The sequence below is a fragment of the Nocardia niigatensis NBRC 100131 genome (assembly GCF_000308655.1).
Taxonomy (GTDB): domain Bacteria; phylum Actinomycetota; class Actinomycetes; order Mycobacteriales; family Mycobacteriaceae; genus Nocardia; species Nocardia niigatensis.
On record NZ_BAGC01000042.1, the window covers coordinates 76,347 to 94,745 of the forward strand.

The 18,399-nt window shown below is 69.0% G+C and carries 18 protein-coding genes; 7 read left to right on the top strand and 11 right to left on the bottom strand.

Translation table 11 applies throughout. The features are described from left to right. The gene (gene recG / locus ON33_RS17240; protein WP_040859990.1) at nt 1–2,271 is read right to left on the bottom strand and encodes an ATP-dependent DNA helicase RecG; all 2,271 of its coding nucleotides are present in this window, start codon (nt 2,269–2,271) and stop codon (nt 1–3) included. Then, entirely contained in the window at nt 2,272–4,104 is a 1,833-nt protein-coding gene (gene fakA / locus ON33_RS17245; protein ID WP_083869039.1) for a DAK2 domain-containing protein, read from the bottom strand. Nucleotides 4,105–4,327: 223 nt separating this feature from the next. Between fakA and rpmB the strand changes: the two genes are divergently transcribed. After that, nucleotides 4,328–4,519: a 50S ribosomal protein L28 gene (rpmB, locus tag ON33_RS39730; protein WP_011210730.1), complete on the top strand. Its 192-nt coding sequence runs from the start codon at nt 4,328–4,330 to the stop codon at nt 4,517–4,519. A gap of 73 nt (nt 4,520–4,592) precedes the next feature. After that, complete coding sequence (locus tag ON33_RS17255) at nt 4,593–5,129, top strand: GNAT family N-acetyltransferase (protein ID WP_063711019.1); 537 nt, start codon at nt 4,593–4,595, stop codon at nt 5,127–5,129. On the opposite strand, the gene ON33_RS17260 is transcribed toward ON33_RS17255, so the two are convergent. From ON33_RS17260 to ON33_RS17270, 3 genes are read right to left on the bottom strand one after another with little or no spacing between them, the layout of a single operon-like run. Further along, nucleotides 5,113–5,373, bottom strand: coding sequence for a hypothetical protein (locus ON33_RS17260; protein ID WP_040859992.1), 261 nt, complete (start codon nt 5,371–5,373; stop codon nt 5,113–5,115). The genes ON33_RS17255 and ON33_RS17260 overlap by 17 nt on opposite strands. Nucleotides 5,374–5,406: 33 nt before the next feature. Further along, the gene (locus ON33_RS17265; RefSeq protein WP_040859993.1) at nt 5,407–6,084 is read right to left on the bottom strand and encodes a uracil-DNA glycosylase; all 678 of its coding nucleotides are present in this window, start codon (nt 6,082–6,084) and stop codon (nt 5,407–5,409) included. A gap of 47 nt (nt 6,085–6,131) precedes the next feature. After that, nucleotides 6,132–7,067: a thiamine-phosphate kinase gene (locus ON33_RS17270; RefSeq protein WP_040860028.1), complete on the bottom strand. Its 936-nt coding sequence runs from the start codon at nt 7,065–7,067 to the stop codon at nt 6,132–6,134. A gap of 171 nt (nt 7,068–7,238) precedes the next feature. Between ON33_RS17270 and ON33_RS17275 the strand changes: the two genes are divergently transcribed. Continuing rightward, nucleotides 7,239–8,012 carry a DUF3515 domain-containing protein gene (locus ON33_RS17275; protein WP_040859994.1) on the top strand — a complete coding sequence of 258 codons (774 nt, stop codon included), beginning with the start codon at nt 7,239–7,241 and terminating at the stop codon, nt 8,010–8,012. Nucleotides 8,013–8,024: 12 nt separating this feature from the next. On the opposite strand, the gene ON33_RS17280 is transcribed toward ON33_RS17275, so the two are convergent. From ON33_RS17280 to ON33_RS17290, 3 genes are all read right to left on the bottom strand, one after another. After that, on the bottom strand, nt 8,025–8,321 hold the full coding sequence (locus ON33_RS17280) for a DUF6191 domain-containing protein (RefSeq protein ID WP_040859995.1): 297 nt from the start codon (nt 8,319–8,321) through the stop codon (nt 8,025–8,027). Nucleotides 8,322–8,430: 109 nt separating this feature from the next. After that, on the bottom strand, nt 8,431–9,528 hold the full coding sequence (locus ON33_RS17285; protein WP_040859996.1) for a D-alanine--D-alanine ligase family protein: 1,098 nt from the start codon (nt 9,526–9,528) through the stop codon (nt 8,431–8,433). An 85-nt stretch (nt 9,529–9,613) separates the two neighbouring features. Beyond that, nucleotides 9,614–10,609, bottom strand: a complete 996-nt coding sequence (locus ON33_RS17290) for an NAD(P)H-dependent glycerol-3-phosphate dehydrogenase (protein ID WP_040859997.1) — start codon at nt 10,607–10,609, stop codon at nt 9,614–9,616. Nucleotides 10,610–10,743: 134 nt separating this feature from the next. On the opposite strand from ON33_RS17290, the gene cofC reads away from it, so the two are divergent. The 3 genes from cofC to ON33_RS17305 all read left to right on the top strand — a co-directional run bounded on the left by cofC (nt 10,744) and on the right by ON33_RS17305 (nt 14,668). Next, entirely contained in the window at nt 10,744–11,445 is a 702-nt protein-coding gene (gene cofC, locus ON33_RS17295; protein WP_040859998.1) for a 2-phospho-L-lactate guanylyltransferase, read from the top strand. 62 nt (nt 11,446–11,507) lie between these two features. Next, the gene (locus ON33_RS17300; RefSeq protein ID WP_040859999.1) at nt 11,508–13,712 is read left to right on the top strand and encodes an RNA degradosome polyphosphate kinase; all 2,205 of its coding nucleotides are present in this window, start codon (nt 11,508–11,510) and stop codon (nt 13,710–13,712) included. Beyond that, nucleotides 13,709–14,668, top strand: coding sequence for an NUDIX hydrolase (locus tag ON33_RS17305; RefSeq protein WP_051152391.1), 960 nt, complete (start codon nt 13,709–13,711; stop codon nt 14,666–14,668). The genes ON33_RS17300 and ON33_RS17305 overlap by 4 nt, the downstream gene beginning before the upstream one ends. 240 nt (nt 14,669–14,908) lie before the next feature. On the opposite strand, the gene ON33_RS17310 is transcribed toward ON33_RS17305, so the two are convergent. The 3 genes from ON33_RS17310 to leuC form a co-directional block, all read right to left on the bottom strand. Continuing rightward, nucleotides 14,909–15,544 carry an HU family DNA-binding protein gene (locus ON33_RS17310; RefSeq protein WP_040860000.1) on the bottom strand — a complete coding sequence of 212 codons (636 nt, stop codon included), beginning with the start codon at nt 15,542–15,544 and terminating at the stop codon, nt 14,909–14,911. 156 nt (nt 15,545–15,700) lie between these two features. Continuing rightward, nucleotides 15,701–16,309, bottom strand: coding sequence for a 3-isopropylmalate dehydratase small subunit (gene leuD / locus ON33_RS17315; protein WP_040860001.1), 609 nt, complete (start codon nt 16,307–16,309; stop codon nt 15,701–15,703). A gap of 57 nt (nt 16,310–16,366) precedes the next feature. Further along, a complete protein-coding gene (gene leuC / locus ON33_RS17320) occupies nt 16,367–17,791 on the bottom strand; it encodes a 3-isopropylmalate dehydratase large subunit (RefSeq protein WP_040860002.1) in 1,425 nt (474 codons plus the stop codon). A gap of 117 nt (nt 17,792–17,908) precedes the next feature. On the opposite strand from leuC, the gene ON33_RS17325 reads away from it, so the two are divergent. Continuing rightward, nucleotides 17,909–18,399 (top strand): IclR family transcriptional regulator (locus ON33_RS17325; RefSeq protein ID WP_040860030.1); only part of this gene is annotated, 491 nt, incomplete at its 3' end.

Below are 18,399 nucleotides of genomic sequence, written 5' to 3' on the forward strand. Positions count from 1 at the left end.
TCAGGACTTGGCCAGATACTCCAGCCGTTCACCGTCCACGGCCGCGCGCATCATGCTCGCCAGGCCGGGATGACGCACCAGACCCGGATCGGACTCGACGATCTCGCGCGCCAGCTGCTGTGCGGCCGTGATGACTTCGAGGTCGTCGAGCAGCGACAGCAGGCGCAGGCTGCGGGCCGTGCCCGACTGCGCGGAGCCCAGCACATCGCCCTCGCGGCGCTGCCGCAGATCCAGCACCGCCAGTTCGAAACCGTCGGTGGTGCCCGCGACCGCCTCCAGCCGGGCCATGGCCGTGCCCATCGGATTGGTCTCGGTGATGAGCAGGCACAGGCCCGCGTGCTTACCGCGGCCGACACGACCGCGCAGCTGGTGCAGCTGGCTCACGCCGAAGCGGTCCGCGTCGACGATCACCATGACCGTGGCGTTCGGGACGTCGACACCGACCTCGACGACCGTGGTGCACACCAGCACATCGATCTCGGCGTCGTTGAAGGCCCGCATGACCCGGTCCTTCTCGTCCGCCGGCAGCCGACCGTGGAGCAGGCCCACCCGCAGGTCCTTGAAAGGACCCGAGCCGAGCATCTCGTACATGTCGACCGCCGAATGGGTGGTGGGCCCTTCCTTCTCCTCCTCGGCTTTCGCCTTGCGGCCCTTGCCCTTTGCGTTCTCCTCCTCGTCGCCGATGCGCGAGCACACCACGTAGGCCTGCCGCCCCTGCGCGACTTCCTCACTGATCCGCTCCCACGCGCGATCCACCCACGCCGGTTTCATCTTGGCGGGAACGACTTTCGAGGTGATCGGGGAGCGGCCACGCGGAAGCTGGGTCAGCACCGAGGTTTCCAGATCGCCCAGCGTGGTCATGGCGATCGTGCGCGGAATCGGGGTGGCCGTCATGACCAGCAGGTGCGGGCTGGCGGCGTTCTTGGCCTTGGCGCGCAACGCATCCCGCTGCTCCACACCGAAGCGGTGCTGCTCGTCGACCACCACCATGCCGAGATCGAAGAACTCCACATTGTCCTGAATGAGGGCGTGGGTGCCGATCACCAGGCCCGCGTCGCCGGTGACCGCGTCCAGCAGGGCCGCCTTCTTCTGGCCCGCCGACATCGAGCCGGTCACCAGCACCACCTTGGTGGCCTGGTCGGCCGCACCCAGCTCCCCGGCGTTGCCGAGATCGCCGAGCATCTTGGTCAAGGACCGATAGTGTTGCGCCGCAAGGACTTCCGTCGGCGCAAGCAGCGCGCACTGCTGGCCGTTGTCCACCACCTGAAGCATGGCGTGCAGGGCCACGATGGTCTTGCCCGAACCCACCTCGCCCTGCAGCAGCCGGTGCATGGGGTGACTGCGCGACAGGTCGGCGGAGATCTCGTCGATGACGGTGCGCTGACCCTCGGTCAGCTCGAACGGCAGCCGCTTGTCGAAGGCGGCGGCGATGCCGTCGGTGCGCGGCGGGCACGGCTTGGCGGCCCGGCCCTCGGTCTGGTGACGACGCTCGGCCAGCACCAGCTGCAAGGCCATGGCCTCGTCGAAACGCAGACGGCCACGGGCGGCTTCGATGTCGACCTTGTGCTCGGGTAGGTGGATCAGGCGCAGCGCGTCGGAGACCGGCAGCAGCGCATGCTCGGCGCGCAGCTCCTCCGGCAGCGGATCGTCGATGGGGTCGAGCTGGTCGAGCACCTGGCGGATACAGCGCAGCAGATCCCAGCTCTGCACCTTGGCGGTCGACGGGTACACCGGGATGAACTCGCGCTCGAAGAACGAGACGTCCACTCCCCCCGCGCCTTTCGCGGTCTGCGCCAACCCGCGCAGCGCGCCGCCGCCGCGCACGGTGGTGAGATTCTCGATCGACCCGTCACCCTGCTCGGGCAGGATCAGATAGTCCGGGTGCGAGAGATTCCAGCGGTCGGGCCGCCACCAGTGCACGGTGCCCGACATCATGGCCCGCACACCCTCTTTCACCAGATACCGCACCTTGTCGCCATTGAAGAAGGTGATCTCCACCGGGCGCGGGCCGCCGGTGTCCAGGTTCACCTTGAGCAGGCTGCCGCGCCGGTTCTTCATGGGCCGCAGCTCGGTCTTGGTGACCCGGCCCATCACCGTGATGTGCTGGCCCTCCTCGGGCGCCTCCTCGGTGAGCGGCTGCCCCTGGGTGGCGTAGCGCAGCGGATAGTGCCGCAGCAGGTCCTCCACCGTCTGCATATCGAAGTGCTCCTGCAGCCCCTCGGCCGCCTTCACCCCGAGCACGTGGTCGAGCCGATCCGCCAGTGTCGCCATCTATTCCACCCCGATCTGCACCAGGTCGCCGGACTGCCCGCCCGGGTAAACCACCACTTCCACACCGGGGAAGCCCGCGGCCACATGCCCGGCCAGATCGGCCGAAAGCCCTTCCGGCGCATCGCATCCGATGAGCATGGTCACCAATTCCCCGCCCAGCCCGAGCATCCGGTCCAGCAGCGTGCGCCCCGCCGCCCGCACGTCCGAATCGATGACCACCACATCGTGGCCGACCAGACCGAGCCCGTCCCCCGCCTCGCACATCCCCACCATGGTCAGCGCCCGCTCCGGTGCCATCCGCAAAGCGCCCCACCGGGTTCCGGCCGCCGCCTCCGACATGGCGAACGCGTCGTCCGCCGCGGCCCGGCCGGCATCGTGCATGGACAGGGCCGCCAGCCCCTGCACCATCGACCCGCACGGCAGCATCAGCACTTCACGCTGTCCGTCGCGCGCGGCCACGCTGACGGCCACCAGCTCGTGCGCGGGCAGTGCCCCGTTCGGCAGTACCAGCACTTCTCGCTGCCGGACCGCGCGGATCGCGTCGAGGAGGACGTCCGCCGTCACGTCACCCTCGAGCACCACGGCTCCCGCGTCCTCGAACAGCCGCACCGCGCCGGCCCCGGTGGCCACCGCCAGGATCGCCCGGTCCGCGCCGCCGGGCGCGTGCGTGGAGACGGTCAGCGTCTCGATGTGGATCCCGCTCACTGTGCCGGTGCCGAGCCCGGCCTCGACCGCCGCCCCCGCATCGGCGCAGTGCACGTGCGCGGACCAGGTCTGCGCGCCGTCTCCCACGACGACCACCGAATCCCCCAGTGCCCCGAGCCGATCCCGCAAGGCGGCGATCCGCTGCTCGTCGGTCCCGCGCACCAGGAACATGACCTCGTAATGCGGCGCGCCCGCCTTGCCCAGCGAGCCGTCTATCACCGAATTCGACACCGGCACAACCTGATTCGATCCTAGCGCGCCGACGGCTTCCGGAGCTGGTGCATCGGTGCCGCCCCCGACGCTCACCCGGCGTGTCCCGGCCACCATGGTCGTTCGCTCCGGTGCACCACGCCGATAAGCCGGTCGCGCCGGCGCGCTTCCCCCGGCCGCCGCCACCAATTCGTCCAGTAGCACCAGCAATCCGCGCGCCCCGGCGTCCACGACCCCGGCGTCCCGCAGCACCCCCAATTGCGTGGGCGTCTCCCCCAAGGCTTTGGCCGCCCCATCGGCCGCCGCCAGCGCCACCGAGACCAGTTCCCGCTCCGGGCAATCGACCGCCCGCTCGGCAGCCCGATCCAGCACGGTCAGCATCGTCCCCTCGACCGGCGAACTCAGCCCCTCGCGCACCAGCCGCGCGGCCCGCCGCAGAGCGACCCGCAGCGTCTGCTCCGTCAACGGCCCTGCGGTCACCCCGTCCGCGATCCCCCGCAACACCTGCGACAGGATGATTCCCGAGTTCCCGCGCGCCCCGATGGTCGCGCCACGCGCCATGGCGGCGCCGACCTCCCGGGCACTCGGCCCGCTCGATACCGCGTCCGCGGCCGGCGCCCCCGGATCGCGCTCCGCGTCCTGCGACGTTCCCGCCGCGGCCTCCGCTCCGCGGAGGGCTGCCCGCATGGTGCTGAGGAGATTGGTGCCGGTGTCGGAGTCGGCGACGGGGAAGACATTGAGGGCGTTGATCTCGTCCCGGTGGCGTTCCAGGGCGGAGAGGGTGAGCCGGCCCCAGCGCAGCAGGGCAGTTCCGTCGAGCGCGTCCGCTTCCCCGGGCACCGTCACCGTCCTCTCACGTCGTGGAATCCCGGCAGCCAGCCTAGTCGGGGCAACCGACACCACGCCGTCACCTGGCATTCGTACGCCGCATACGAAGCCGTGAACGGGGGGCTGATTGGACACGCCCGGGCGGGGTTGGCTACTCTTGTGCGGTTGCCTCACGCAGGCACGGTCCTGCTCTCTCAGGTATCGGCCCGCGTTCACCAGCGATTCGCTGGTAGGTACGTCCAAGACATTAGGCTTTCGGACACGCTGTGCACCGTGCAGCGCGTCCCACTATGACATGAAGGAGCTCGCGACTATGGCTGCCGTCTGTGACGTCTGCGCCAAGGGCCCCGGCTTCGGTAAGTCGGTTTCGCACTCGCACCGGCGCACCAACCGTCGCTGGAACCCGAACATCCAGACCGTGCGCGCCCAGGTTGCCCCCGGCAACACCCGCCGCATGAACGTCTGCACCTCCTGCCTCAAGGCGGGCAAGGTCGTTCGCGGCTGAATCAGCTTTCCCGCAGAAGCCCCGGCACCCAGAATTGGGTGATCCGGGGCTTCTGTCATCCATGGGAGGACGCATGAGCGAATGGCGGGTGGTTCCGCTCGGGGCCGAGCACGCCCACGGGCTCGGGGTCTGCCATGTCGCCTGCTGGCGTGAGGCGTATCAGGGCCTGGTCCCCCAGCACGTGCTGGACGCCTTCGATGTGGATCAGCGCGCCGCGGCCTGGGACCGCGTCCGGGTCAGGTATCCGGGGCACGTGTGGGTCGCCGTCGTCGACGACGCGGTCGTCGGATTCGCGGCCGCCGGCCCCGCGGCCGAGGAGAACTCGCCCACGCCACGGGAACTCAATGCCATGTACGTGCGGGCCGCCTACTACGGCACCGGTCTCGCGCACGATCTGATGCGCACGGTGCTGCCGGACGACGCCGACACCGCGCTCTGGGTGTTCGAGGAGAACCCGCGCGCGCAGGCCTTCTACAAGAAATACGGCTTCGAACTCGACGGCGAACGCCGAGTCGAAGCCTTCACTCCCGCAATGCAGGTGCGGATGGTGCGCCGGGCGCCGCGCGACGAGGACCGGCGCCCGACGCCCGAAATCACGCCGCGCCGTTGATGCAGTCCACCTGCTGGCTGATCGACTGCACCACGCACGCCAGGCGCGAGGTCACATTGGACGACAGGCCGCTCACGCTGTTGGTGTCGAGCAGGCTGCCGACCGGAGCGACCTTGGTGCTCGTGGTGTCGGGGACGTACGGGTCCAGCGTCAACGGCTCGGCGTTCGCGGCGGCCGGGACCGCGGCCAGCGCCGCACCCGCGGCCAGCGCGACGAAAACACCACGGGCAGTCTTCTTCTGCATACACATGCTCCTGAATCAGGTAACGGATCAGCGCTACGGCAGACGCCAGTCCACCGGCGCGGCCCCTAGGGTACCCAGCAATTCGTTGGTTCGTGAGAAAGGCCGAGAACCGAAGAATCCTCGTGAAGCCGACAGCGGTGAGGGATGGGCGGATTCGATGTACGGGGTGCTGCCCAGCATGGGCTTCAGCGTCGAGGCGTCGCGGCCCCACAGAATCGCCACCAGCGGCTGGTCACGGGCCACGAGCGCGCGAATTGCCTGCTCGGTCACCGCTTCCCAGCCCTTGCCGCGGTGCGAGGCCGGCTGGCCCGGCTGCACGGTCAGCACCCGGTTCAGCATGAGCACGCCCTGATCGCACCACGGCGACAGATCGCCGTTGGACGGCGTCGGGAAGCCGAGATCCTTGGAGTACTCCGAGTAGATGTTCGACAGACTGCGCGGGATCGGCGAAACATCCGGGGCCACCGAGAAACTCAGCCCCACCGGATGCCCCGGCGTCGGATACGGATCCTGGCCGACGATGAGCACCCGCACCTTGTCGAACGGCCGCTGGAAGGCTCGTAGCACGTTCTCTCCCTTCGGGAGATAGCCACGCCCCTCGGCGTTTTCGGTTCGCAGGAATTCACCCATCGCGGCAATGCGGTCGGCCACCGGCTCGAGGGCCTCGGCCCAGCCCGTATCGATGACTTCCGACAGTGGTTTCGCGCCCATGTCGGGAAAACTTATCGTGTCGAGTTTCATCGCGGTACCGGGCCCGGCTATGCGAACGATTCCCAACCGGACGGTCCGGATCTGCGGGCGCCGTCGACCGTGACGCCCGCGCCCGCGCGGACCGCTCCGACCCGCACCCAGCCCTCCGGCAAATCGCTCGAATCGGTGAAAGTCGCTGCGAAAGCGTGATCCTCGCCGCCCGCCAGAATCCAGTCGAGGGGGCTGACGCCCAGCGCCTTCCCCACCGCCTCCAGTCCGGGATCGGCCAGCGCCGCCGACGCCAGATCGATGGCTACACCGGAGGATTCGGCGATATGCCCCAGATCGGCGAGCAGCCCGTCCGACACATCGGTGAGCGCGGTGATCTCCACGGTGTCCGGCAGCTCCAGCACCGCCTCGTAGGGCGGCCGCGGAACCCGGTGTGCGGCAACCACGTCCGCGAACTCGGCGGCGTCATCCCCGGCCGACAGCACCGCCAGCCCCGCGCCCGACCAGCCCAGCCGCCCGGCCACCGCGACCACGTCCCCCGGCCGCGCGCCCGACAGTTCGACGGGCGCGCGGCGCGGATCCCCGAACGCCGTCACCGAGATGATCAGCAACGGGCTGCGCACCATGTCGCCGCCCGCGATGGAGGCCCCGGCCCGCCCGGCCTCGGCCCACATGCCGTCCGCCAGCGCCCGCACGAATTCGACCGGGGTGTCCGACGGGCAACCCAGGCCCACCACGAACGCGCTCGGCACCGCGCCCATGGCGACCACGTCCGCGGCGCTCTGGGCGACGGCCTTGCGGCCGATATCGTGCGGGCTCGACCAGTCGGTCCGGAAGTGCCGGTCCTGCACCAGCATGTCGGTGGTCACCACGAACCGCCCCTCGGGCGCGGCGATCACCGCCGCGTCGTCACCCGGGCCCAGCAGCACCCCCGGCGTCTGCGTCCGCCCCTGGTTCACCAGCGCGATGAGCCCGAACTCCCCGAGCTCGCCCACGGTGCGGGCGGCCGGAACGGACTGCGGCCTGCGGCTGGCGGTGATGGCGGTCTCCTTCGGGACGAGTGTGATGCGGGCGCCTGACGGCTCGACGGTACCCTCGAACACGCAATCGACGACCAGCAGCCGGGACGCGTGCCCGGCACGCCACGATCGGGGACCGACGACCGGATGAGCAACGACACCCGCGGCACCGAACCGGACACCACGCCGGAGCGCACCGACGCGACCGCAGCCGAGGACGCGGAGACCACGGACGCCACCGCGGCGCCCGCGGACGACGCGAAGCCGGAAGACTCGGGCGCCGCGAAGTCGAAGGATTCCGACGCCGACGCCGCCGAAGAGGCTGCGGCGAGCCAGGACTCGGACGACGACTACGAGGTCCGCCGTTCGCCCGCGCTCATCGCCACCGCTGTCGCCCTCCCGGTCGCCCTGGTCGTCGGCCTGCTCGTCATGGGCGTGCTGGCCAATCGCCAGCACAGCCGCGACCCGCTGGTCCTGGGCGCCGTGCCCGCGCCGACCGCGTCCGGCCCGGAATGCTCCGCGCTGATGCCCGCGCTGCCCGACAAGATCGGCGACTACACCACCTCCGAACTGGTGCAGCCCGCGCCGCCCGCCACGCACGCCTGGCAGCTGCCGGACGGCGGCGACGCCATCGTGGTCCGCTGCGGCCTGGATCGGCCGATGGAATTCGTGAAGTCCTCGAGCACGAATCAGATTCAGACCCCCAAGGCGGCCGCCGGCGACAACGGAGTCAACTGGTTCGAGGTGCGCGACCAGACCAGCGGTGTCACCTCCGGCACCTACTGGGCGGTGGACCGGGGGGTCTACATCGCGCTGACCATGCCGGACAACGCCGGACCCAGTCCGCTACAGGATGTTTCGGCGGCCATCCAGGAGAAGCTCCCGCCGAAGCCGATGGACCCGAACCCGATCCCGAACTGACAGATATATCTGTCAGAGCTTGCGGAGTCTGACCTTCCCGGCCGTGAGATCGACGTCCACGCCTTCGTCCCCGTCACCCGGGTTCTCCCGGTGCATGAGCACCGCCTGCCGCTGCTCCATCTCGTGCCGCTTGGCCGAGTTGAACGCGGCGTCGAACTGTTCCATGCCGATGGCCGACGCGCTGCGCTCGCCCTGGGTCCGCATCCACGGCAGCGCCGTGCGCCCCGTTGCCTTGCGATAGCCCACATCGGCGAAGGCCACCGCGATGATCAGCAGTGCCAGGCCGGGAATCGTCAGAGCCACGATCACCTGATCGAGGCTACGCGCGGCCCGGTGCGGCTGCCGTCACCCGTGGGTCGCATGCGAACGGCCCGGTCCATCATCCGAAGTGATGAAACCGGGCCGCCGGCCCAGCGGGTCAGCGCAGGCCGGTGCCGCGGGCGCGAGCCGTCTCGATGAGGGTGCTCACCAGGGTCCGGTTGTCGATGCCGGTGGCCTCCCACATGCGCGGGTACATGGAGATGGCGGTGAAGCCGGGCATGGTGTTGATCTCGTTGATGACCGGCCCGGCGGCGGTGACGAAGAAGTCGACGCGGGCCAGGCCCTGGCAGTCCAGCGCCCGGAACGCCTGCACCGCGAGCTCCCGGATCTGCTGGGACATATCGTCGTCCAGCTTGGCGGGGACGTCGAACTCGCAGACGTCGTCGAGGTATTTGGTGTCGAAGTCGTAGAAGTCGGGCGCCGCGGCGTCGTCCTCGGGCATCCGGATCTCGGCCACCACACTGGCTTCCACCCGGCCGTCCGGGAATTCCAGGACGCCGCACTCGACTTCGCGGCCCACGATGCCGGCCTCCACGATCACCTTGGGGTCGTGGCGGCGCGCGGTCTCGATGGCGGCGTCGAGCTCGTCCCAGCTGTCGACCTTGGTGATGCCGATGGACGACCCGCCGCGGGCGGGCTTGACGAACACCGGCAGCGCCAGGCGGGCCCGGTCGGCCTCGGCCACCGTCGCCACGCCGGGCCGCAGCACCACCTGCACGCCGACCGGAAGACCTTCGGCTGCAAGGAGTTTCTTGGTGAACTCCTTGTCCATTCCGGCCGCGCTGGCCAGTACACCCGGACCCACGTAGGGCAGCTCGGCCAGTTCCAGCAGACCCTGCAGGGTGCCGTCCTCACCGAACGCGCCGTGCAGCACCGGGAACACGACATCCACCGCGCCCAGCACGGTGTCCGCGCCGTCCAGCGGAACCAGGGCGCCGCCGCGCGAGGGATCGGCGGTCAGCGCCAGCGCGGTGCCCTGCTCGTCGACCGTGGGTAGCGCCCGATCCTGCGCGGACAGTGCCCGCGGATCCGCGTCGCCGAGCACCCAGGTGCCGTCCCGCGTGATGCCGATCGGAACCGCCTCGTACCGTTCGGGATCGAGGCTCGCCAGCACGGTGCGTGCCGATACACACGACACCCCGTGCTCGTTGCTGCGGCCGCCGAACACCACCGCCACCCTGGTCCTGTTGGTCATGCCCGGAACCGTACCCGGTCGAATATGGCGGCAGTGTTACACGGTCGTCCCGAGACGGTGCTCAACGGCTCGGACGCGCCGCCGGTCATTCCGATTTCAGGCGGCGCCCCTGCAGCTGCCCGACCGCCTCCGCGGCGGACAGTCCCTCGTGGCACACCTGGTGCACGGCATTGGTGAGCGGCATTTCCACCCCGTGCGCCGCGGCCAGCGCCCGCACCGATGTGCAGGACTTCACACCCTCCACGACCTGGCCATGGGTGGCCTCCAGCGCGGTCTCCATGGTGCCGCCCGCGCCCAGCGCGTGCCCGAAGGAGCGATTGCGCGACAGCGGCGAGGTGCAGGTGGCCACCAGGTCGCCGACGCCCGCCAGTCCCGCGAACGTGACCGGCTCCGCGCCCACGGCCACGCCGAGCCGGATGATCTCGGCCAGCCCGCGGGTGATGAGGGTGGCGATCGAGTTGTCGCCCAGCCCCATTCCCGAGGCGATGCCGCAGGCCAGCGCGATGACGTTCTTACAGGCGCCGCCGATCTCACAGCCGATCACATCGGTATTGGTGTACGGCCGGAAATAGCCGGTGGCACAGGCGTGCTGGACCGCCTCGGCCCGCGCCACGTCCGGACAGGCCACCACGGTCGCGGCGGGCTGGCCGGCCGCGATCTCGTGCGACAGGTTCGGGCCCGACAGCACCGCGATCCGGCTCGGATCCGCGCCGGTGACCTCCGCGATGACCTGGCTCATGCGCAGCAGGCTGCCGGTCTCGATGCCCTTGGCCAGACTCAGCAGTGTGGCGTCGGCGGGAATCAGGTCCTTCCACGCCTCGAGATTGGCGCGCAGCGACTGCGACGGCACCGCCAGCACCACGATGTCGGCCCCCTCCAGCGCGACCGCGGGGTCGTCGGTGGCGGCCATGGGCGGCAGCGGCACGTCGGGCAGATACCAGGGATTGCGATGCTCGGTAGCAAGCACTTTGGCCACCTCCGGCCGTCGAGCCCACATGGTGGTCTCGGTTCCCGCCTCCGCCAACACCTTCGCGAACGCGGTCCCCCACGACCCCGCGCCCAACACCGCTGCCCTTGCCATCAGACAAATATATGCGCGTGTGATCGGAGCCATGCCGTGGTGGCTTCCCCGGAATTCGACGCCGCTCACACGGCCGTCATCTCGGAGTGGGAGGATTCGGGCATGCGCGCGGCCGGAGCGAAGCGGAGGGCACAGTGAACACAGCCGTCCACGCTGTCATCGCGGTCAAGAGTCTCGGGCTCGCCAAGAGCCGGCTGTCCGAGGGTCTGCCCGCGCATCGACGGCCGCACCTCGTGCTGGCCATGCTGTCGGACACGGTGACCGCCGCGACGGCCACCCGCGGGGTGGCCTCGGTGACCGTGGTGACGCCCGATCCGCAGGTCTCCGCTCTGGTTCGCGAGCTCGGCGCGACCGTCCATCCCGAACCCGCGGCGATCCCGCCGCACACCAGCGGCCTCAATGCCGCCCTGGCCGCCGGCGCGGCCGCGGTGCGGCAGGCGCACGGCCCCGTCGATCTGCTTGCCCTGCAAGCGGATCTGCCCGCGCTGCGCCCCGCCGAACTCTGCGACATGCTGGCGAGTACCGGGCATCGACGCTCGGTGGTCGCCGATCACGAGGGCAGCGGCACCGTCGCGCTGCTCGTGCGCGGCGGATCCGCCGCGCTGAACCCGCTTTTCGGTCCGGATTCCGCCCGCCGCCACATCGCCGGTGGCGCGGTGGAACTGCTGGGCGACTGGCCCGGGCTGCGACAGGACGTCGACACCGCCGCGGACCTCGAGCGCGCCGCCGCGCTCGGAGTCGGGCAAGCCACCGGCGCGCTACTCCGTGAAATCGGCGTGTCCCGGGCCTGTCGAGTAACCGAAGATCTGCGCCGAGCCGGGTCCTCACTGTGCTGACGCGGCGTGATCTGCGCTGCAATGGATGGTGTCAGTTCGGCACCCCGCCCACGACATAAGGAATGATCGTGAGAGTGAGCGATACGGATACCGTCAAGCAATCGCCGCTACTACCGGCGGCACCGCCCGCGGCAACCCCACCGCCCACCGCTGTAGCGCCCCTCCCGGCGGACCGGTACGTCAACCGGGAACTCAGCTGGCTCGATTTCAACGCCCGCGTCCTCGCCCTCGCCGAGGACCAATCCCAGCCGCTGCTCGAACGGGCCAAATTCCTCGCCATTTTCGCGTCGAATCTGGACGAGTTCTACATGGTCCGGGTGGCCGGTCTGAAGCGCCGCGCGGAAACCGGACTGTCGGTGCGGTCGGCGGACGGCCTGTCCCCCACCGAGCAGCTCGAGATGATCGCCGTGCGCACCCAGGAGATCGCCGAGCGCCACGCCCGCGTCTTCCTGGACCAGGTGCTGCCCGCCATGACCGCCGAGGGCATCGCCATCATCCGGTGGGCCGACCTCGAGGACACCGAAAAGCAGCGCCTGTCCGGATATTTCCAGGATCAGGTCTTCCCGGTGCTGACCCCGCTGGCGGTCGACCCGGCCCACCCGTTCCCCTACATCAGCGGCCTGAGCTTGAATCTCGCCGTGACGGTGAAGGATTCGGTCACCGGCGGCGAGCACTTCGCCCGGGTCAAGGTGCCCGACAACGTCGATCGCTTCGTCCGGGTCCGCCGCGCCACGGGCGGCGGCGCCGCCTCCGGCCGTGATTCCGCTGTGGCACAAGGCCCCTCCACGGCCGCCTTCCTTCCCATGGAGGAGCTGATCGCCGCGCATCTCGATCAGCTGTTCCCGGGAATGGAAGTGGTGGAACAGCATTCGTTCCGCATCACCCGCAATGCCGACCTGGAGGTCGAGGAGGACCGCGACGAGGACCTGCTGCAGGCCCTGGAGCGCGAACTCGCCCGCCGCCGCTTCGGATCCCCGGTGCGGCTGGAAGTCTCCGACGACATGACCGAGCACATGCTCGATCTGCTGCTGCGCGAACTCGACGTCGATCCGGCCGACGTCATCCAGGTGCCCGGCCTGCTCGACCTGTCCTGCCTGTGGCAGGTCTACGGCGTCGACCGCCCCAACCTCAAGGACGCTCCCTACGTCCCGGCCACCCCACCGGCCTTCGGCGAACGCGAAACGCCCCGAAACGTTTTCGCCGCCCTGCGCGAGAGCGACGTGCTCGTGCACCACCCCTACGACTCCTTCTCCACCAGCGTGCAGCGGTTCATCGAACAGGCCGCCGCCGACCCGCAGGTGCTGGCCATCAAGCAGACCCTGTACCGCACCTCCGGCGACTCCCCCATCGTCAACGCGCTCATCGACGCCGCCGAGGCAGGCAAGCAGGTGGTCGCGCTGGTCGAGATCAAGGCCCGCTTCGACGAACAGGCCAATATCAAGTGGGCGCGGGCGCTGGAGCAGGCCGGCGTGCACGTGGTCTACGGCCTGGTCGGGCTCAAGACCCACTGCAAGACCTGCCTGGTGGTGCGCCGCGAGGGTGCCACCATCCGTCGCTACTGCCACATCGGCACCGGGAATTACAACCCGAAGACCGCGCGACTATACGAGGACGTCGGATTGCTCACCGCCGCACCGGAGATCGGTGCGGACCTCACCGACCTGTTCAACTCGCTCACCGGGTACTCGCGAAAGGCCAACTACCGCAATCTGCTGGTTGCCCCGACCGGCGTGCGGGCCGGCATCGTGGAACGCATCGAGCGCGAGGTCGAGCTGGCCGCCCAGGGCGAACCGGCGCGAATCCGGCTGAAGGCCAACGCCATCGTCGACGAGCAGATCATCGACGCCCTCTACCGCGCCTCCCAGGCCGGGGTGCCGGTCGACATCGTGGTGCGTGGCATCTGCGGGCTGCGGCCCGGGGTCCCGGGCATGAGCGAGAACATCCGGGTCCGCTCGATTCTCGGCCGCTTCCTGGAACATTCGCGCGTCCTGCACTTCGGGGCGCAGAACGAATACTGGATCGGCAGCGCCGACATGATGCACCGCAACCTGGACCGGCGAGTGGAAGTGCTGGCGCAGGTGAAGGATCCGAAGCTGACCGAGCAGCTGGGCCGGGTCTTCGATTCCGCGCTGCACCCGGCCACCCGCTGCTGGGGCCTGCAGGCCGACGGCAGCTGGGCCGCCCAGCCGGGCCCCGACGTCCCCGGCGATCAGATCCGCGACCACCAGGAGCACCTGATGCGGCTGCGACGTCCGGATCGCCAGTGAGCCCCGCTCAGTTCGATCCTGCCGCCGATTTCCCCGATCGCCCCGTCGCCGCGAATATTCTGGCGGCGGGCGCGGTGCTGTGGCGGGAGTCGGCCGACGGGGCGCTCGAGATCGCCCTCGTGCACCGGCCCAAATACGACGACTGGTCACTGCCCAAGGGGAAATTGGATCCCGGTGAGACACCGGTCATCACGGCCGTGCGTGAGGTGGCCGAGGAAACGGGCCTGAATTCGCGCCTGGGCCGCTATCTGGGCCACGTGACCTACCCGGTGACCGGGCATCGCAAGCTCAAGCGGGTGGACTACTGGTCCGCACGGGTCGTGGACGGGAAGTTCGAATCCAATCTCGAGGTCGACGCGCTGGACTGGCGTCGTCTCGACACCGTGATGGACGCCCTGTCCTACCCGATGGATCGCAGTATCGTCCGTAACTTCCTGCGCCAGCCCGTCGAGACCTCCACCCTGCTGCTGGTGCGGCACGCCAAGGCAGGTCGCAGCGACCGTTTCGCCGGTGACGACGATCTGCGGCCGCTCGAAAAGGCCGGTCGCGCACAGGCTCGCGCCCTGGTGCCCAATCTGCTCGCCTTCGGCGCGGCCGAAATCTACTCCGCCCCACCGGCCCGTTGTGTCCAAACCGTGACCCCGCTGGCGGAAAAACTGGGCGTGGACGTGCAACTCGAACCGCTGTTCTCCGAATCCGATTACGCGGCAGCACCCGAGGCCGCCCGCAAACGTGCCCGCGACCTGGTCTCCGACGACACAGTTCGGGTGATCTCCAGTCAGGGCAAGGTGATTCCGGATCTGCTGGAGTGGTGGGCCGCCACCGACGGCATCAGCCTGCCACCGGCCCGCAATCGCAAGGGCAGCGTCTGGGTGCTGTCCTTCCACGACGGCCGCCTGGTCGCCGCGGACCATCTCGACCGCGTTCTCATCCCCGCCGATCTGCCCCGGCGCTGAGGCCGTTCGGCCCGTCAGCGAGCGGATTCACCTCCGCTCGCCGGCGGCCCGGCCCACCGAGAACCCTTGGAACGCCGGTGTACCGGCACGGGCCCGGCCGAATCCATCCGGCGCACTACCCATTCCAGCCCCGGTCGAGCCCCCAATCCGCCCCACGACATGCGAAACGGCCCGGCGATGCCGGGCCGTTTCACGTCTGTCCTGCTCGAAAACCCCCGTCAGCGACGGGTTGTGGCCTCGCTACCGGCGAGCGGTGCGCTTGGCAGCGGTCTTCTTGGCGGGAGCCTTCTTGGCCGTCTTCTTGGCGGTGGCCTTCGCAGCGGTGGCCTTGGCGGCCTTCTTGGCGACCGTGGTCTTCTTGGCAGCGGTGGCCTTGGCCGGGGTCTTCTTGGCGACCGTCTTCTTCGCCACCGTCTTCTTGGCCGTGGCCTTCTTGGCGGGCGCCTTCGACGCGGCCTTCTTGGCGGTGGTCTTCGCCGGAGCCTTGGTGGCGGCCTTCTTGGCCGCCTTCTTGGCAGTGGTCTTCTTGGCAGTCGCCTTACCCGAAACCGGGGCAGCCACACCGCGCTTCACGGCCGGGCCGCTCGAAGCGATCTTCTGCTTGCCCGCAATGATCGCCTTGAACTGAGCGCCGGGACGGAAGGCCGGCACCGAAGTCGGCTTCACCTTGACGGTTTCGCCGGTGCGCGGGTTACGAGCAACACGGGCCGCCCGCTTCCGCTGTTCGAAGACACCGAATCCGGTGATGGTGACACTCTGACCTTTGTTCACAGCACGCACGATCGTATCGACCATCTGCTCGACTGCAGCAGTAGCGGTGCGCCTGTCAGTACCCAACTTCTCGGTCAGAACATCGATCAGTTCCGCCTTGTTCATTGAATCCTCCGCAGACTAATGGCCCGTCGTCGGACCGACTAGGTACCACGGTAAACCCTTTCCGGGCAAGAGTCTATGTGCCACGCGGAAATACATGACGCATGGCACACGCTCAGCTACCTGGTTTGAGGGGGTTCAGCTAACGCCCATCAATGATTACGTCTGCGAAATACGGGCCGGAATGGTGGTGGGTTTCCAAGTCGGCCTTGCGTTTTCGAACCGGCCGATCTCATCGTTGTGCCGCAGAGTGAGGCCGATGTCGTCCAGCCCTTCCAGCAGGCGCCAGCGGGTGTAGTCGTCAATATCGAACGGCAACACGACCGTTCCGGCCGACACGGTTCGCGCCTCGAGGTCCACCGCCAATTCCAAACCCGGCTGTTCCTCGAGCAACTTCCAGAGCAATTCCACATCGCTCTGCGCCATCCGGGCCGTCAGAAGCCCGTCCTTCCCGGCGTTCCCGCGGAAGATGTCGGCGAAGCGGGACGAGATCACGACCCGGAACCCGTAGTCCTTCAAGGCCCAAACGGCGTGCTCACGTGACGATCCGGTACCGAAATCCGGACCAGCGACCAGCACACTACCCCGGTTGTAGGGCTCGGTGTTCAGAATGAAGTTCGGATCCGTCCGCCATGCGGCGAACAGGCCATCCTCGAAACCCGTTCGGGTAACGCGCTTCAGATACACCGCCGGGATGATCTGGTCGGTGTCGACATTGGACCGGCGCAGCGGAACGCCGATCCCCTTGTGGACCTTGAAAGCTTCCATCGGTGATTCTCCTGAGTCTGTGGGGGCAGCGGCATCTGGGCCGCTACCGGAATGCGATCAGTTCAGATCCGCAGGTGAGGACAGGGTTCCGCGCACCGCGGTGGCCGCGGCGACCAGCGGCGAGACCAGGTGCGTACGACCGCCCTTGCCCTGTCGCCCTTCGAAGTTCCGGTTCGAGGTGGCGGCGCAGCGCTGACCGGGCGAAAGCTGATCCGGGTTCATTCCCAGGCACATCGAGCATCCCGGCTGCCGCCATTCCGCGCCCGCGGCGGTGAAAATCTCGCCCAGACCCTCCTTTTCCGCCTGCAGCCGCACCCGCATCGAGCCCGGCACGATCAGCATGCGTACACCGTCCGCGACCTTGCGGCCGTCCAGAATGTCTGCGACCGCGCGCAAATCCTCGATCCGGCCATTGGTGCACGAACCCACGAAAACCGTGTCCACGGCGACATCCCGCAGCGGAGTACCCGGCGTCAGGTCCATGTACTGCAGCGCCTTCTCGGCCGCCGCGCGCTCGTTCTCGTCGACGATCTGCTCCGGATCCGGCACCGAGTCGCCCAGCGGCGCACCCTGTCCCGGGTTGGTTCCCCAGGTGACGAAGGGGGTCAGCGTGGAGGCGTCGATATGCACCTCTGCGTCGAAAACCGCCCCCTCATCGGTCTTCAGGGCGTCCCAGGCCGCCACGGCGGCGTCCCAGTCGGCGCCCTCGGGGGCGTGCGGACGGCCCTTCAGGAACTCGTAGGTGACCTCGTCGGGCGCGACCATGCCCGCGCGGGCGCCGGCCTCGATCGACATGTTGCACATGGTCATCCGGGCCTCCATGGACATGGAGCGCACCGCCTCGCCGCGGTACTCCAGCACATAGCCCTGACCGCCGCCGGTGCCGATCTGCGCGATGACCGCCAGGATCACGTCCTTGGACGTGACGCCCGCGGGCAGCTGCCCGTCGATATCGATGGCCATGGTCTTGAACGGGCGCAACGACAAAGTCTGCGTCGCCAGCACATGTTCCACTTCCGAGGTGCCGATGCCCATGGCCAGCGCGCCGAACGCGCCGTGGGTCGACGTATGCGAATCACCGCACACCACCGTGGTTCCCGGCTGGGTCAGGCCCAGCTGCGGTCCCACCACGTGGACGATGCCCTGATCGAGATCGCCCATCGGGTGCAGGCGCACACCGAATTCCTCGCAGTTCTTGCGCAGCGTCTCGACCTGCAGGCGCGACACCGGATCCGCGATCGGCTTGTCGATGTCGACGGTCGGGACGTTGTGATCCTCGGTCGCGATGGTGAGATCCGGCCGGCGCACCGGACGGCCCGCGGCGCGCAGGCCGTCGAACGCCTGCGGGCTGGTCACCTCGTGCACCAGATGCAGGTCGATGTAGATGAGGTCGGGCTCGCGATTCGCGCCCTCGCCCGCCCCGCGGACGACGACGTGCTGGTCCCAGACCTTCTCCGCCAGAGTGCGTGGCCGGTCGGCCATAACTGCTCACCTCTCGATTGACATTCCCGCGCTCGGACTGTTGACGCGGGGGCTTGCGTCCGGACTTGGGAGCGGCTGGTTTGCATTTCCCAACATGCGAGACGCTAATATCGTTCTATGAGACAGCATAGCGGTATCGGGGTTCTGGACAAAGCGATGGCCGTCCTGCACGCCGTAGCCGAGCAACCCTGCGGCCTCAACGAGCTCTGCGCCCGCACCGGCCTGCCCCGCGCCACCGCGCACCGCCTGGCCGTGGGCCTGGAAACGCACCGCATGCTGGCCCGCGACAGCCAGGGTCTGTGGCGGCCCGGCCCCGCCCTGTCGGAGCTGGCGACAACCGCCAGCGACCCGCTCCTCGACGCCGCCGCCACCATCCTGCCGCGCCTGCGCGAGATCACCGGCGAGAGCGTGCAGCTCTACCGCCGCGACGGCAATGCCCGCGTCTGCGTGGCCGCCATGGAACCCGCCGCCGGCCTGCGCGACACCGTGCCGATCGGAGCGCGCCTGCCGCTCACCGCCGGCTCGGCCGCGAAAGTGCTCCTGGCCTGGTCCGATCCCGAATTGCAGCGCACGATCCTGCCCGAGGCCGTCTTCGGCGAGCGGGCCCT

Bases quoted from the DNA above. Each gene is read 5' to 3' on its own strand.
- recG (WP_040859990.1), bottom strand. From the start codon at position 2,271: ATGGCGACACTGGCGGATCGGCTCGACCACGTGCTCGGGGTGAAGGCG.
- fakA (WP_083869039.1), bottom strand. From the start codon at position 4,104: ATGCCAGGTGACGGCGTGGTGTCGGTTGCCCCGACTAGGCTGGCTGCC.
- rpmB (WP_011210730.1), top strand. From the start codon at position 4,328: ATGGCTGCCGTCTGTGACGTCTGCGCCAAGGGCCCCGGCTTCGGTAAG.
- ON33_RS17255 (WP_063711019.1), top strand. From the start codon at position 4,593: ATGAGCGAATGGCGGGTGGTTCCGCTCGGGGCCGAGCACGCCCACGGG.
- ON33_RS17260 (WP_040859992.1), bottom strand. From the start codon at position 5,373: ATGCAGAAGAAGACTGCCCGTGGTGTTTTCGTCGCGCTGGCCGCGGGT.
- ON33_RS17265 (WP_040859993.1), bottom strand. From the start codon at position 6,084: ATGGGCGCGAAACCACTGTCGGAAGTCATCGATACGGGCTGGGCCGAG.
- ON33_RS17275 (WP_040859994.1), top strand. From the start codon at position 7,239: ATGAGCAACGACACCCGCGGCACCGAACCGGACACCACGCCGGAGCGC.
- ON33_RS17285 (WP_040859996.1), bottom strand. From the start codon at position 9,528: ATGACCAACAGGACCAGGGTGGCGGTGGTGTTCGGCGGCCGCAGCAAC.
- ON33_RS17290 (WP_040859997.1), bottom strand. From the start codon at position 10,609: ATGGCAAGGGCAGCGGTGTTGGGCGCGGGGTCGTGGGGGACCGCGTTC.
- ON33_RS17300 (WP_040859999.1), top strand. From the start codon at position 11,508: ATGATCGTGAGAGTGAGCGATACGGATACCGTCAAGCAATCGCCGCTA.
- ON33_RS17310 (WP_040860000.1), bottom strand. From the start codon at position 15,544: ATGAACAAGGCGGAACTGATCGATGTTCTGACCGAGAAGTTGGGTACT.
- leuD (WP_040860001.1), bottom strand. From the start codon at position 16,309: ATGGAAGCTTTCAAGGTCCACAAGGGGATCGGCGTTCCGCTGCGCCGG.
- leuC (WP_040860002.1), bottom strand. From the start codon at position 17,791: ATGGCCGACCGGCCACGCACTCTGGCGGAGAAGGTCTGGGACCAGCAC.